Origin of the sequence: Delftia sp. WSY_7 (assembly GCF_043104845.1) — a bacterium.
GTDB classification, from domain to species: domain Bacteria; phylum Pseudomonadota; class Gammaproteobacteria; order Burkholderiales; family Burkholderiaceae_C; genus Comamonas; species Comamonas tsuruhatensis.
In genome coordinates, this window is record NZ_JBICLB010000005.1 from 120,458 (window position 1) to 135,683 (window position 15,226).

11 protein-coding genes are annotated in these 15,226 nt (G+C 66.5%); 6 read left to right on the forward strand and 5 right to left on the reverse strand.

The features are described from left to right. Positions 1–4 precede the first annotated feature (4 nt). Positions 5–1,321: a methyltransferase domain-containing protein gene (locus ACF8ME_RS01880; protein ID WP_047326580.1), complete on the forward strand. Its 1,317-nt coding sequence runs from the start codon at positions 5–7 to the stop codon at positions 1,319–1,321. Between the two features lie 9 nt (positions 1,322–1,330). Here ACF8ME_RS01880 and ACF8ME_RS01885 read toward each other — a convergent pair whose 3' ends face one another. After that, a complete protein-coding gene (locus ACF8ME_RS01885; protein ID WP_016445747.1) occupies positions 1,331–1,939 on the reverse strand; it encodes an HNH endonuclease in 609 nt (202 codons plus the stop codon). 157 nt (positions 1,940–2,096) lie between these two features. On the opposite strand from ACF8ME_RS01885, the gene ACF8ME_RS01890 reads away from it, so the two are divergent. The 4 genes from ACF8ME_RS01890 (at position 2,097) to ACF8ME_RS01905 (ending at position 8,565) form a co-directional block, all read left to right on the forward strand. Then, entirely contained in the window at positions 2,097–3,146 is a 1,050-nt protein-coding gene (locus ACF8ME_RS01890; protein ID WP_392415049.1) for a bifunctional riboflavin kinase/FAD synthetase, read from the forward strand. Positions 3,147–3,251: 105 nt separating this feature from the next. Then, positions 3,252–6,107, forward strand: coding sequence for an isoleucine--tRNA ligase (ileS, locus tag ACF8ME_RS01895; RefSeq protein WP_392415050.1), 2,856 nt, complete (start codon positions 3,252–3,254; stop codon positions 6,105–6,107). Positions 6,108–6,125: 18 nt separating this feature from the next. Next, positions 6,126–6,641: a signal peptidase II gene (lspA, locus tag ACF8ME_RS01900; protein ID WP_016445744.1), complete on the forward strand. Its 516-nt coding sequence runs from the start codon at positions 6,126–6,128 to the stop codon at positions 6,639–6,641. Positions 6,642–6,900: 259 nt separating this feature from the next. Next, positions 6,901–8,565, forward strand: a complete 1,665-nt coding sequence (locus tag ACF8ME_RS01905) for a Na/Pi cotransporter family protein (protein ID WP_016445743.1) — start codon at positions 6,901–6,903, stop codon at positions 8,563–8,565. Positions 8,566–8,586: 21 nt separating this feature from the next. On the opposite strand, the gene ACF8ME_RS01910 is transcribed toward ACF8ME_RS01905, so the two are convergent. Beyond that, a complete protein-coding gene (locus tag ACF8ME_RS01910) occupies positions 8,587–9,411 on the reverse strand; it encodes an NUDIX domain-containing protein (RefSeq protein WP_016445742.1) in 825 nt (274 codons plus the stop codon). After that, positions 9,408–10,388 (reverse strand): quinone oxidoreductase, encoded by a 981-nt coding sequence (locus tag ACF8ME_RS01915; protein WP_016445741.1) that lies wholly within the window; start codon positions 10,386–10,388, stop codon positions 9,408–9,410. The genes ACF8ME_RS01910 and ACF8ME_RS01915 overlap by 4 nt, the downstream gene beginning before the upstream one ends. Before the next feature lie 141 nt (positions 10,389–10,529). Between ACF8ME_RS01915 and ACF8ME_RS01920 the strand changes: the two genes are divergently transcribed. After that, positions 10,530–11,441, forward strand: a complete 912-nt coding sequence (locus ACF8ME_RS01920) for a DMT family transporter (RefSeq protein ID WP_016445740.1) — start codon at positions 10,530–10,532, stop codon at positions 11,439–11,441. Here the strand turns inward: ACF8ME_RS01920 and ACF8ME_RS01925 are convergent. Beyond that, complete coding sequence (locus ACF8ME_RS01925; protein ID WP_392415053.1) at positions 11,416–14,166, reverse strand: EAL domain-containing protein; 2,751 nt, start codon at positions 14,164–14,166, stop codon at positions 11,416–11,418. The two genes, ACF8ME_RS01920 and ACF8ME_RS01925, sit on opposite strands and share 26 nt — an antisense overlap. Before the next feature lie 183 nt (positions 14,167–14,349). Further along, positions 14,350–15,147, reverse strand: coding sequence for an SDR family oxidoreductase (locus ACF8ME_RS01930; RefSeq protein ID WP_016445738.1), 798 nt, complete (start codon positions 15,145–15,147; stop codon positions 14,350–14,352). Positions 15,148–15,226: the final 79 nt, after the last annotated feature.

Below are 15,226 nucleotides of genomic sequence, written 5' to 3' on the forward strand. Positions count from 1 at the left end.
GTCCATGAGCGCTACTTCCATCCCCGCCGATATCAACCGCAAGCACCTGGAAATGGCTCGCCAGCAGATCGCGAAAGGCGACCTGCAAAAAGCCGCCCAGACTCTGAACAAGGCTCACCGCCAAGTGCCTGGTGACGCTCGCGTCTTCATGTTGGGCGGACTGATGGCTGAAAAGGCCGGGAACCACGCCAAGGCCGAAGAAGCCTTCGCAAGATGCCTTGAACTGGCACCCATGTGGGGGCCGGGCCTGCTGGAGACAGCACTCTTTCGCGCAAGGCATGGTCAGTTCGATTCAGCCATTGAACTGGCAGAAAAGGTGTCCCGCATTGAGCCCCAAAATTCCCAGGTGCTCGCTGGCGTGATCGATATTGCGCACCGTGCCGGGAATCTGCAGATGGCCGTCAGGCACCTGCGTCGAGGCCTAGAAATGCATGCGGGTGATGCCACGCTGCGCCAGCATCTGGCCAGCGATCTGGGCAACCTTGGGGAGCATGCGCAAGCATTGCAGATGTGGAATGCATTGGTGGAAGAGCATCCTCAGCAGCCGCAATTCAGAATGGGGCGGATCAAGCACATCGTGGCGCACGGTCAGGCCTCGGATGCCCTGGGTGACATCCGGATACTGGAAGAGCAATTCCCGGAAGATGCCACCCTGGCATATTACGCGGCATTGGCAAAGGGAACGACTCCGGCGCATCTGCCAGAGGAAATGCACCGGACCTTGTTCGACAATATGGCGGACAAGTTTGACCAGCATCTGGTCCAGGGATTGGGCTACCAACTGCCCAAACTTGTTGCGCAGCAATTGACTGCACGTCATCCGGAAAAAGATGTCAATGTGCTCGACCTGGGATGTGGCACTGGCTTGCTGGGGCTTTGCCTTGGCCCCATGCAAGGTTACCTGATTGGTGTGGACAGCTCTCTCAAGATGATCGAGCAAGCAGCCAAGCATGGCGTCTATGACCGTTTTCACCATGTCAACCTGCTGGATGCGTTGAGCAATACACCAGACCAGGAATACGATGTGATCACCTGCCTGGATGTGCTGGTCTACATCGGTGACTCTCAGCCGGTCATCCCCAATGCGGCACGCATTCTCAAGACCGGCGGCGAGTTCATCTTCTCATGCGAAACAGCTCCGGAAGATGGCCCGGACCTCATTCTTCAGCCCAGCGAGCGCTACGCCCACAAGCGCAGCCATATCGAAGCACTGTGCAAGCAAGCGGGCTTCAGCGTATCGACCGAGGAACTGGTGCTGCGGCAGGAAGGCGGGCAACCGGTTCAGGGCTTCGTCGTGACCGCAACCAAGACCGCTGCCTGACAGTTCTCATCAAGCCCACGCCACCTCGTGCGTGGGCGCCCCACCGTCCCCGACGAGGCTATCGCGCGCCCAGCGCGAGCTTCTGGGCACATGCAGAAGCAGAAACTCCATCTGGTCCGCCAGAATCCGCCGGTTGCGCAGGATGAAGTCTTCCCAGAGGCTGGGTACATAGGGCGTGTAGAGCAGGGGCATGCGCGCCTGTTCAGGCGTGCGGGCGCCCTTGCGGTGGTTGCAGGAACGGCAGGCAGTCACCAGATTCATCCAGTGATGGCCGCCGCCCGCGGAGATGGGCACGATGTGTTCGCGCGTGAGGTCGTTTTCGTGGAAGACCCGGCCGCAGTAGGCGCAGATGCAGCGGTCGCGTGCGAACAGCTTGCCGTTGGTCAGGCCCGGCTGCAGGCTGTGCGGATTGATGGAGGGCGCACCGCGCGTGCCGATGATGCTGTTGATGTGAATGACCGACTGGCAGCCCGTGACGGCATTGTGGCCACCGCGGAAACAGGCGACTTCCCCGCCGGACTCCCAGCGCACATCGTCCGCCGCGTAATGCAGCGCCGCCTGCTCCAGCGTAATCCAGGATTGGGGCAGCCCTTGGGCCGACAGCTTCAAGACCTTCACGACACGCCTCCTCTGACACCAAGGTGAACGGGAATGCAGCCAGTGCACAGGGCCTGCAAGGCAGGCCTTATCGAGGCAATATACTCTGTTTCCGTGTCGGATTGACAGCCTGCGCTGGCTGCGCGCGTGCCAGCCGCTATTGAAAACAAAGCGTCCCATGAAGATTTTTCGAGGCTTCAACCATCCAGGGCGAGAACCGGCCTGCGCCGTCACCATCGGCAATTTCGATGGTGTTCACCGGGGTCACCAGGCCATGCTGGCCCTGCTGTCGGCTGAAGCTGCCCAGCGTGGCGTGCCCACCTGCGTGCTGACCTTCGAGCCCCATCCGCGCGACTACTTCGCCCAGGCCCTGGGCCGGCCCGAGATCGCGCCGGCGCGCATAGGCACGCTGCGCGACAAGCTGTCGGAGCTGCAGCGCTGCGGCGTGGACCAGACCGTGGTGCTGCCCTTCAACCGGGCGCTGGCCAGCCATGCGCCCCAGGCCTTCATCGATGAGGTGCTGGTGGCCGGCCTGGGCGCGAAATACGTGCTGGTCGGCGACGATTTCCGCTTCGGCGCCCAGCGCGCGGGCGACTACGCCATGCTGGACGCGGCAGGCCAGCGCCAGGGCTTTGACGTAGCCCGCATGAACAGCTACGAAGTGCATGGCCTGCGCGTGTCCAGCACCCATGTGCGCTGCGCCCTGGCCGAGGGGCGCATGCAGGATGCGGCGCGGCTGCTGGGTCATCCCTACACCATCTCCGGCCATGTGGTCCACGGGCGCAAGCTGGGCCGCAGCCTGGCCGAAAGCCGCCAGGGCGCGGGCGACGGCTTTCGAACGCTGAACCTGCGCTTCAACCATTGGAAGCCCGCGGCCAGCGGCATCTTCGCGGTGCTGGTCCACGGACTGCATGAGCGTCCTCTGCGCGGCGTGGCCAACCTCGGTGTGCGCCCTTCCCTGGACCCGACGGATGTCAACGGCGGGCGCGTCCTGCTGGAAACCCACTGCCTCGATTGGCCCGGCGCGCCGGGTGGCGAAGAGGCCTACGGTAAAATCATCCGCGTGGAACTTCTGCACAAACTGCACGACGAGCTGAAGTACGACAGTCTCGACGCCCTCACCGCCGGCATCGCCAAGGACTGCGATGACGCGCGCGCGTTCTTCGCCACCATCCACACACCCATCTACACCGAGACCCGTCGCCAGACCACGCGCGACCGAATTTGACGATCTCCGTCACCTGCCCGGGCGCGGGTGCGCACCAGGCTTCCTCCCCTTTTTCCCGTGCCTGGACCAGACGGTCCGGGCTCTGGCCTGCTTTCAAGGTTCTCCATGTCTGATTCGAAAGTCTCTCCCAACGCCAATGCGGGCTATCGCGCCACGCTGAACATGCCCGACACGCCCTTCCCCATGCGCGGCGACCTGCCCAAGCGCGAGCCGGGCTGGGTCCAGGAATGGGAGGACAAGGGCATCTACAAGAAGCTGCGCGATGCGCGCCACGGTGCGCCCAAGTTCATCCTGCACGACGGCCCGCCCTACGCCAACGGCAAGATCCACATCGGCCATGCGGTGAACAAGGCGCTCAAGGACATGATCGTCAAGAGCCGCCAGCTCGAGGGCTTCGACGCCATGTACGTGCCGGGCTGGGACTGCCACGGCCTGCCCATCGAGAACGCCATCGAAAAGCTGCATGGCCGCAATCTGCCGCGCGACGAGATGCAGGCCAAGAGCCGTGCATTCGCCACCGAGCAGATCGCCCAGCAGATGGTGGACTTCAAGCGCCTGGGCGTGCTCGGCGACTGGGACCATCCCTACAAGACCATGAACTACGCCAACGAGGCCGCCGAGCTGCGCGCCTTGAAGCGCGTCATGGAGCGCGGCTTCGTCTACCGCGGCCTCAAGCCGGTGTACTGGTGCTTTGACTGCGGCTCCTCGCTGGCCGAGTTCGAGATCGAGTACGCCGACAAGCAAAGCCAGACGCTGGACGTGATGTTCCCCACGGCCGAGCCCGACAGGCTGGCGGCCGCCTTCGGGCTGACCTCGCTGGCCAAGCCCGCCTTCATCGTCATCTGGACGACGACGGCCTGGACCATCCCCGCCAACCAGGCGCTCAACGTCAACCCCGAGCTGGAATACAGCCTGGTGGATACCGAGCGCGGCCTGCTGATCGTGGCCTCCGCCCTGGTCGAGAAATGCCTGGCACGCTGGAAGCTCGAAGGCCAGGTCCTTGCCACCGCCGTGGGAAGGAAGCTGGACCACCTGCAGTTCAAGCACCCGCTGGCCCACGTGGACAAGGGCTTTGACCGCGTCTCGCCCGTGTTCCTGGCCGACTACGCCACGGCCGATGACGGCACCGGCATCGTGCACTCGGCCCCCGCCTACGGCGTGGACGACTTCAACAGCTGCATGAACAACGGCATGACGCGCGATAACATCCTGAGCCCCGTGCAGGGCAACGGCGTCTACGCACCCGAGCTGCCGCTGTTCGGCGGCCAGCACATCTGGAAGGCCGTCCCCGTCATCATCGATGCGCTCAAGCTGGGCGACCGCCTGCTGGATACCACGACCATCACCCACAGCTACCCGCACTGCTGGCGCCACAAGACGCCGGTGATCTACCGCGCCGCCGCCCAGTGGTTCATCCGCATGGATGAGGGCGAGGGCGTGTTCACCAAGCCCGGTGACAAGCCCGCGCAGACGCTGCGCCAGATCGCGCTGGAAGCCATCGAGCACACCCAGTTCTACCCGGAGAACGGCAAGACCCGCCTGCGCGACATGATCGCCGGCCGGCCCGACTGGTGCATCTCGCGCCAGCGCAGCTGGGGCGTGCCCCTGCCCTTCTTCCTGCACAAGGACAGCGGCGAACTGCATCCGCGCACCATGGAGATCATCGACCAGGCCGCCGCCATGGTCGAGCAAGGCGGCATCGAGGCCTGGAGCCGCGTGACGGCCGAGGACATCCTGGGCGCCGAGGAAGCCGTGCACTACACCAAGAGCACCGACATCCTCGAAGTCTGGTTCGACTCCGGCTCCACCTTCTGGCATGTGATGCGCGGCACGCACGCCGACATGTACCACGACCAGGGCCCCGAGGCCGACCTTTACCTGGAAGGCCATGACCAGCACCGCGGCTGGTTCCATTCGTCGCTGCTGCTGGCCTCGGCCATCTTCGGGCGCGCGCCCTACCGCGGCCTGCTGACCCACGGCTTCACCGTGGACGGCCAGGGCAAGAAGATGTCCAAGTCGCTGGGCAACACCGTCGCCCCGCAGGACGTGAGCAACAAGATGGGCGCCGAGATCATCCGCCTGTGGGTGGCCTCGACCGACTACTCGGGCGACCTGGGCATCGACGACAAGATCCTGGCCCGCGTGGTGGACGCCTACCGCCGCATCCGCAACACGCTGCGCTTCCTGCTGGCCAACGTCAGCGACTTCGACGCGGCGAAAGACTCGGTTGCCACCGAAGAGCTGCTGGAAATCGACCGCTGGGCCCTGGCCCGCGCGGCCCAGTTCCAGGCCGAGGTGCTGGCCCACTACAAGGTCTACGAATTCCACCCCGTGGTGGCCAAGCTGCAGCTGTTCTGCTCGGAAGACCTGGGCGGCTTCTACCTGGACGTGCTCAAGGACCGCCTGTATACCAGCGCGCCCAAGAGCCTGGCCCGCCGCAGCGCCCAGACCGCCCTGCACCAGATCACGCACGCCATGCTGCGCTGGATGGCGCCCTTCCTGTCCTTCACGGCCGAAGAGGCCTGGAAGGTCTTCGGCGACAGCGAGTCCATCTTCCTGGAGACCTACACCGACCTGCCGGCCGGCGACGAGGCCCTGCTGGCCAAGTGGGCCCGCCTGCGCGAGATCCGCGACGTGGTGAACAAGGACATCGAGGCCGTGCGCGCCGAAGGCCGGGTCGGCTCCTCGCTGCAGGCCGAAGTCCGTGTCTCGGCGCAGCCCGAAGACCTGGCCCTGCTGCAAAGCCTGGGCGACGACCTGAAGTTCGTCTTCATCACCTCGGCCGCCGAGGCCCTGGCGGGCGAGACGCTGCAGGCCGCCGTCGCACCCAGCAGCCATGCCAAGTGCGACCGCTGCTGGCACTACCGTGCCGACGTGGGCATCAATCCCGAGCACCCCAGCCTGTGCGGCCGTTGCGACAGCAACCTGCACGGTGCCGGCGAAGAGCGCCGCAAGGCGTAATCCCACCGAGGCGCTGCCATGACCCCTAGCTTTGCCGCAGTCCCCGAATCCCGCAGCCGCCGCATCTGGCCCTGGCTGGCCTGGTCGCTGGCGATCATCGCCATCGACCAGCTCACCAAGCAGTGGATCCTTGATGCCTACCAGCTGGGCGACTGGACGCCGATCACGGGCTTTTTCAACATCGTGCGGGCCCACAACACGGGGGCGGCCTTCTCGTTTCTGGCTGGAGCCGGTGGCTGGCAGCGCTGGCTGTTCGTGGGCATCGGCGCGGCGGCCACGCTGCTCATCGTCTGGCAGTTGCGCAAGCATCCGGGGCAGAAGCTGTTTTGCTTCTCGCTGGCCAGCATCCTGGGCGGTGCCATCGGCAACGTGGTGGACCGCCTGCAGCACGGCTACGTGGTGGACTTCCTGGACTTCTACTGGGGCCGTTCGCACTTTCCGGCCTTCAATGCGGCCGACATCGCCATCAGCGTGGGCGCGGCCCTGCTGATCCTGGACGAGGTGCTGCGCGCACGGCGGGCCAAGGGCGCCTGATCCCTGCCGCAGCCGGAGCCGCCGCCGCCGCCAGCCCCTCTTGCGAGGGGCTTTTTCATTGAGGGGGCCACCGGCTGCATGCCGGCGGGTTTTCCTCGGGTTTTCCTGAGTGCGTTTTGGGTCAACCGAAATTCTTTTCGATTCGTTTTATTTCTACAATTTTCCTTATTTCGCACCAAACTGTGCGCTCATGCGGCCGACTCTCCTGCGCGCAAGCCGGGACCGGGGTTATATTGGTCCGCTTCTCCGCTCACAGCACATGAAGCACTTACTCAATCTACTGGCCGCCATCGCCCTGCTGGTCTGGGGCACGCACATGGTCCGCACCGGCGTGCTGCGGGTGTTCGGCGCCAACCTGCGCAACCTGCTCGCCCACAGCATGAGCAACCGCTTCTCGGCCGCGCTGTCCGGCCTGGGCGTGACTGCGCTGGTGCAGTCGAGCACGGCGACCTCGCTGATGACCTCGGCCTTCGTGGGCCAGGGCCTGATCTCGCTGCCGGCCGCGCTGGCCGTGATGCGCGGCGCCGACGTGGGCACGGCGCTGATGGCCGTGCTGTTCTCCACCGACCTGTCCTGGCTGTCGCCGCTGTTCATCTTTGTCGGCGTGGTGCTGTTCATCACGCGCCAGGACACCACGGCCGGGCGCATAGGCCGCGTGCTCATCGGGCTGGGCGTGATGCTGCTGGCCCTGCGCCTGGTGGTCGATGCCACCGAGCCGCTGCTGGAAGCCCCCGCCGTGCGCACCCTGCTGGCCTCTGTCACCAGCGACATCTTCATGGAGCTGCTGCTGGGTGCGCTGCTGGCCGTGATGGCCTATTCCAGCCTGGCCATCGTGCTGCTGATCGCGGCCATGGCCAGCTCGGGCGCGATTCCCATGGAAGTGGCGCTGGGCCTGACGCTGGGCGCCAACATCGGCAGCGGCCTGGTGGCCGTGCTGACCACGGCCAAGTCCAGCGTGGAAGTGCGCCAGGTCACCATCGGCAACATGCTGTTCAAGATCATGGGCGTGGCCATCGTGGCGCCCTTCCTGGGGCTGTGGGCCACCTATGTGATGCCGCTGATCGACGGCAAGGGCCAGAACATCGTGCTGTTCCACCTGGCCTTCAACATCTTCAACAGCCTGTGCTTCATCGGCCTGACGCAGACCGTGGCGCGCTGGGTGACGGCCCTGCTGCCCAAGCCCGAGGCCAGTTCCACCAGCCTGCTGCGGCCCCGCCACCTGGACCCCTCGGCGCTGAGCACGCCGTCGCTTGCCATTTCCTGCGCCGCGCGCGAGGCCCTGCACCAGGCCGACATGGTCGAGTCCATGCTGATCGGCATGCAGCGCGTGCTGGAGACCGACGACCTCAAGCTGTCCCAGGAGCTGCGCGAACTCGAAGGCACGGTGGACGACCTGTACTCGGCCATCAAGTACTACATGACCAAGATCTCGCGCGCCGAACTCGACGAACGCGAGGGCCAGCGCTGGACCGAAATCATCAGCTTCACCATCAACATGGAGCAGATCGGGGACATCATCGAGCGCGTGCTGCTGGACATCGAGGACAAGAAGATCAAGAAGGGCCGCCAGTTTTCCGAGGCCGGCACGCAGGAGATCCGCGAGCTGCTGCACCACCTGCTGGACAATCTGCGCCTGGCCATGAGCGTCTTTCTCAACGGCAATGTGCGCGAGGCCCAGAAGCTGCTGGAGGAAAAGGCGCGCTTTCGCGATCTGGAACTGGCCTACTCGGCCACCCACCTGGCCCGCCTGTCCGACAACACCGTCTCCAGCATAGAGACCAGCTCGCTGCACATCGACCTCATCAGCGACCTCAAGCGCATCAACTCGCTGCTGTGCTCTGTGGCCTATCCCATCCTGGAATCGGCCGGCGCCCTGGCGCCCAGCCGGCTCAAGGAATCGGCGCTGGACAAGGCGGCGCGCTGAGGCGCCGCAAGCCTTGCCCGTTCACCAGCCCAGCCAGGCCGCCAGCACCTGGGCGGCCTCGGGCGTGAAGCGGTCCTGCAGCAGCCATTGCACGAGCTGGTCGCGCTCTATCAGTGCAAAGGCCTGCACCTCGCCATCCTGGTTGCTGGGCTCCAGCGCAGCCGGCACGGTGGCGCTGAACCAGTCGATGCGTTCGCGCATGAAGCCACGGCCCTCGGCCTCGTCGCTGGGGCGCTCGAACAGTACGTGGCCGCCATGGCGCAGGCCCTGCAGCTCGCCCACGCGCAGGCCGGCCTCTTCCCAGGTTTCACGCTGCACGGCTTGTTCCAGGGTATCGTGCGCGGCCACCATGCCGCCCATCAGCGTGTCCCACATGCCGGGGTTGGTGGGCTTGCTGTCGGCGCGCTGCTGCACCCAGATGCGGCCGTCGGCCGTCTCGCCCACCAGGTGCACGGCCAGGGTGGCAATGCCCAGCGGACGCACGGCGCCACGCTCCACGGTGCCAATGCGCTGGCCCTGCACGTTGCACACTGCCAGTTGCTCATTGCGCCAGGGGCCGCTGTGGCCGCAGGCTCGCAGCACGCGTGCCAGGGCGTTGAGCAGGGCCGTGGCATCACCTTCGCCCTGCAGGTGCCAGTGGCCGGCCTGCTGCCGCAGCGCCACGCCATGGGCCTGCATCACCCCGTCCGGCAACTGCGCAGCCAGCCCATCTTCCAGCGAACCGATTTCCTCTGCCGCCACCTGAAGCGGCCGGCGCGGCTGCAGCGCAGGCTGGCGGGTTGCGGCGCGCACCCGGTTCAGCCATGCCTGCACGCCTGGGTCGGCTGGGCTCTTTTCCCCGTTCATGGCAGCAAGATGGTGGAGCCCGTGGTCCTGCGTGCCTCCAGGTCCAGATGGGCCTGGCGCACTTCAGCCAGCGGATAGCGCTGGTCGATGTGGATCTTCACGGCACCGCTTTCCACCACGGCGAACAAATCATCGGCCATGGCCTGGGTGGCCTCGCGGCTGGTGATGTGGGAGAACAGGGTCTGGCGCGTCACATACAACGACTTGGCGGCCAGCACGGCGGGTGCGAAAGGCGCCACGGGACCGGATGCGTTGCCGAAGCTGACCATCAGCCCAAAGCGCCGCAGGCAGGCCAGCGAGCCTTCCCAGGTGTCCTTTCCCACGCTGTCGTAGACCACCTTCACGCCCTGGCCGCCCGTGATTTCCTGCACGCGTTCGGCGAAGTTCTCGCTGCGGTAGTTGATGGCATGGGCCGCGCCGTTGGCCAGGGCCAGCGCGCACTTCTCGTCCGAGCCTGCCGTGGCGATGAGCTGCAGGCCCATGGCCCTGGCCCATTGGCAGGCAATCAGGCCCACGCCACCGGCCGCCGCGTGGAACAGCACGGCATCACCCGGTGCCAGGCCCTCCACCGGAATGCATTTCTTGAGCAGGTACTGGGCGGTCAGGCCCTTGAGCATCATGGCGGCAGCCGTCTCGAACGCGATGGCGTCGGGCAGGCGGCACACGCACATGGCGGGCATGACACGCACTTCGCTGTAGCTGCCCGGCGGATTGCTGGCATAGGCCACGCGGTCGCCCACGCCCAGGTGCTGCACGCCCTCTCCCACGGCCTCGACCACGCCTGCGCCCTCCATGCCCAGGCTCAAGGGCATGGGCAGCGAGTACAGGCCCGAGCGCTGGTAGACATCGATGAAGTTCAGGCCCACCGCATGGTGGCGTATGCGCACCTGGCCCGGCCCGGGCTCGCCCACGGCGACCTGCACCAGCTCCAGGACTTCGGGGCCGCCGTTGTGGCGGATCTGCACTGCAATACCCATGGGATGCACTCCTGCAAAAAACCAACAAGAGCGGCATCGTGCCATGTTTCGGGAGGCCACGCGCAAGACGCTGCACCGGGCCCGCACAGGACTGGCGCAAGGCCGGCAAAGAGCGTTCGCAGCACCTATAGTGGCGGGCCTATGAGCCACACGAGCCCGCCGCTGAAGCTGTCCACCGCCGCCATCCTGACGCTGCCGCCCCTGCTGTGGGCCGGCAACGCCATCGTGGGTCGCCTGGTCCATGACCTGATCTCGCCGTTTGCGCTGAACTTCCTGCGCTGGGCCATTGCCTTTGTCCTGCTTGTGCCGCTGGCAGGATGGGCACTGGGCCGCAGCAGCGGCACCTGGAGCCACTGGCGGCAGTTCGCCGTGCTGGGCCTGCTGGGCATCGGCTGCTACAACGCGCTGCTGTATCTGGCGCTCAAGACCTCGACGCCGCTGAATGTCACCCTGGTCAGCTCCAGCATGCCGGTGTGGATGCTGGCCCTGGGCCGCATCGTATGGGGCATTCCCGTCAGCCGGCGCCAACTGCTGGGCGCACTGCTGTCGATGCTGGGCGTGGCCGTGGTGCTCTCGCGCGGAGATCCCGAGCTGCTGCTGCATCTGCAGCTCGTGCCCGGCGATCTGTTCATGGTGCTGGCCACCATGGTCTGGGCCCTCTACACCTGGCTGCTGTCCAAGGCGCAAGTCCCGCAGCGGCTGCGCTCGGACTGGGCAGGCTTTTTGCTGGCCCAGATGGTCTTCGGCCTGGTCTGGTCCGGCCTGTTCACGGGCGGCGAGATGGCCATGGGCCAGTTCCACATTCAGTGGGGCTGGCCTCTGGGCGGGGCACTGCTGTTCATCGCCCTGGGCCCGGCCATCCTGGCCTACCGTTTCTGGGGGCTGGGCGTGCAGCGCAGCAGCCCGGCCGTGGCGGGCTTTTTCGGCAATCTGATCCCGCTGTTCACCGCCCTGCTGTCGATCGCGCTGCTGGGCGAAGCGCCGCGCCTGTACCACGGCCTGGCGTTCGTACTCATCGTGGGCGGCATCATGGTGTCTTCGCGCCGGGGATAGCCTTGGGCAGGCCGTGTGCCGCGGTGCGCACGGGCACCTTGGCCAGCAGCTGTTCGAACGCGCGGATGGGAACGGGCGGGCTGAACAGATAGCCCTGGAAGTACTCGCAGCCGTAGTGCGCCAGCAGGGCGCGCTGCTCCAGCGTTTCCACGCCTTCGGCGATCACATCCAGGTTGAGGTTGCGAGCCATGCCGATGATGGTCTGCACGATCACATCGTCGGTATGGCGCATGCCCAGGTGGCGCACGAAGGACTGGTCGATCTTGAGCTGGTTCAGCGGCAGCTGGGTGAGGTAGGTCAGCGAGGAATGGCCGGTGCCGAAGTCGTCCATGGAAAAGCACACGCCATGGCTGCGCAGCTGCTTCATCTTGGCGATGGACTCCTGCACGTTCTCGATCACCAGCGACTCGGTCAGCTCCAGCTTGAGCAGATGGGGGGCGATGCCTGCGCTGCGCACCTGCTCGATGACCTGGGAGGCAAAGTCCTGGTGGCGGAACTGGCGGGCGCTGACATTCACAGCCACCTGCAGATGGCGCAGCCGCGCATCCTTTTGCCAGGCGGCCAGCTGCTCGCAGGCCGTGCGCACCACCCACATGCCCAGCGGCACGATGATCTCGCTTTCCTCAGCCACGGCGATGAACATGCCGGGCGGCACCAGGCCGCGCTCGGGGTGGCGCCAGCGCAGCAGGGCTTCGGCACCGATGACCTCGCCTGCCAGCGTGAACTGGGGCTGGTAGTGCAGCTCGAACTGGGACTGCGCCAGGGCCTGGCGCAGGTCGCCCTCCATGCGCACGCGCTGGTGGATCTCCACCTGCATCTGCGGATCGAAGAAGCACAGGCCGCTGCCGTTGCGCGCCTTGATCTGGTACATGGCGATGTCCGCCTGCTTGAGCAGCTCGGCCGCCGACTGCGGCTGGCGGCCGAACAGCGTGGCGCCAATGCTGCAGGCGCTGCGGTGCAGGTGGGCACCCAGCACATAGGACTGGTTGAGCCGCGCCAGGATCTTCTCGCCAATGCGCTGGGCCAGCGTGGCCGCCTCGGCAGGCTCGTGCGACAGCTCGCAGAGCATGACCACGAATTCATCGCCCCCCAGGCGCGCCACCGTGTCCGAAGAGCGCACGGCGCTGCGCAGCCGGTGCGCCACCTGCTGCAGCAGTTGGTCGCCCACTTCATGGCCCAGCGTGTCGTTGAGCATCTTGAACTGGTCCAGGTCCAGGAACAGCAGCGCCCCGGTCCAGCCTTCGCGCGCAGCCAGCACCGTGGCCTGGGCCAGGCGGTCCAGCAGCAGGCGGCGATTGGGCAGGCTGGTCAGAGGATCGTAGAAGGCCAGGCTTTCGATCTCGGCCGTGGCCAGCCGGATATCGGTGACATCGTTGTAGGTGATGACCACGCCGCCCTCGGCAGCCGGGCGCGCCGTCATCTGCACGAAACGGCCGCTGGCCAGTTGCTGCTCCATGGGGACGCCAGGACGCAGCACCAGTTGCCGGTGCAGGTCCTTCGCCTCATCGATCTGCTCCGGCGCCGCCACCAGACCCACGGCGCTGGGGCTGGCATCCAGCAGGGATTGCAGGGGCCGGCCGGGCTCCAGCTGATCCGCATGCCATGGAAACATCTCCTCGTAGCAGCGATTCCAGCGCAGCACGCGCTGCTGTGAATCCAGCAGCAAAAAGCCGCTGACCATGCTGTCCAGCGCCTGGTCCAGCCATTGCTCGGAGCGCTGTGCCTGACGGCGCGCGGCATGCAGGCGATCCATGTAGCGGTGGACCGTCCAGCCCAGTATGGCCAGCAGCACGCCGAAGATCATCACGGCCAGCACCATCAGCCAGGCCGCCACACGCCAGCCCGCCAGCACGGAGGACATGGGCAGGCTGGCCGTGACCCACAGATTGCCCTTGGGCAGCGGATGCGCGGCCACCAGGGCGGGCACTCGGCTCAGGCGTGCGGCCATGGGCATGACGCCGCTGGACGCCAACTGCGATGTCGCCGGCAGCAACCGCGCAGCCGAGGCCTCGCCGTAGGGGGGCATGGACAGCAGCAGCTCGCCGCTGCCCTGCTCCAGCGTGACTTCCAGTCCGTCCAGCACGCCGCCCTGGGACAGCACCGCGCCCAGCGCCGCCACCGGCACCTGCATCAGCACATAGCCACCTTGCTGCGCACGGCTCAGCGGGCGCACCAGATAGAGCATGCGCTCGCCGCCCGGCGGCTGCGGCGCCACGGAGGGCGGGCTGGCCAGCAATTCTGAGCGGCTTTGGGCCGCAAGGCGCTCCCAGGCCTGGGCCGGCAGATCAATGGCCGGGCCATCGCCCGAAGCCGCCAGCTCGCGGCCCTTGGAGTCGTGCACGGAGGCGCGGCGCGCCAGCGTGTTCTGCCGCTCCATGGCGTGCAGCATCTCCTGCAGTTGCGGCTGCGAGGCCGATGCGGGATCGCGCGAACCCAGCCATTCATCCACCCCCATGGCCAGTGCGTCCAGGGATTCAAGGCTGCGGCTGATGGCCGCCTCGGTACCGAGCACAAAGCGCACCAGGCGCAGCGATGCCTCTTCCTGCGCGGTGGTGCGCATGCCGCTGAGCAGCCAGACGACGGCGGCCGCCAGGGCCACCGTCAGCAGCACGAGCATCAGGCCCAGGGTATGGCGCATGCCTGGGGGACTGAGCGCAGCCGCCGGGCGCGCGGAGGGGCCTGCAATCGCCTGCGACCAGTCCGTCTGGTGGGACAGTTCGCTCATCTCCCGGCTCCCTGCATGGCATGCGACATGGGCAGGCTGCGGCGAGGCCGCTGGCCGCGATGCAGGGCCGGGGTTTTCAAGACCGCCCCTGTCCGCCGCCCGTTTGCAACTGCGCGGCCATGCCTGGCACTGTCCGGGGCTTGCGGGCTCCGGAGGCGTTCATGGTCGCAGTGCCCTGGCGCATCAGAAGGTTCCTGCGTACAGGCCGCCGTCGGGCAGGATGTTCTGGCCCGTCATGTAGCCTGCGTGGGCGCTGCACAGGAAGGCGCAGATGGCGCCGAATTCATCGGGCGTGCCGAAGCGGCGCGCCGGCACCTGGGATTGCTGCACCAGGCGCACATCGTCCAGGCTCTTGCCGCTCTTGTTGGCGGCGGCCGTGAAGGTGGTGCGCAGGCGGTCGGTGTCGAACTTGCCGGGCAGCAGGTTGTTGATGGTCACGCCCTTGGCCGCGATGCCGCTGCGCGCCAGGCCCGCCACAAAGCCCGTGAGGCCGCTGCGCGCGCCGTTGGACAGGCCCAGGATGTCGATGGGCGCCTTCACGGCGCTGGACGTGATGTTGACGATGCGGCCGAAGCCGCGTGCCGCCATGCCGTCCACCGTGGCCTTGATCAGCTCGATGGGCGTGAGCATGTTGGCGTCCACGGCCTTGAGCCAGGCCGCGCGGTCCCAGTCACGGAAATCGCCGGGAGGCGGGCCGCCCGCATTGGTGATGACGATATCGAAATCCACGCCCGGGCCGCCGGCGGCCGACAGCACGGCGGCACGGCCTTCCTCGGTGGTGATGTCGGCGGCAACGGCCAGCACCTTCACCTGCGGCGCGAGGGCCGCAAGGCTGGCCGCGGCCTCCTGCAGGGCCTCGGGATTGCGCGCATTGATCACCAGGTTCACACCCTCTTGCGCCAGCGCCTTGGCACAGCCAAAGCCCAGGCCCTTGCTGGCGCCACATACCAGGGCCCACTTGCCCGCGATTCCCAGATCCATGTCTCACTCCTGAACAAACACAACCTTGCTCGATCCTTGCAGAACGGCAGCGCACATTGTGCGCGAGGCTTCGACGCTT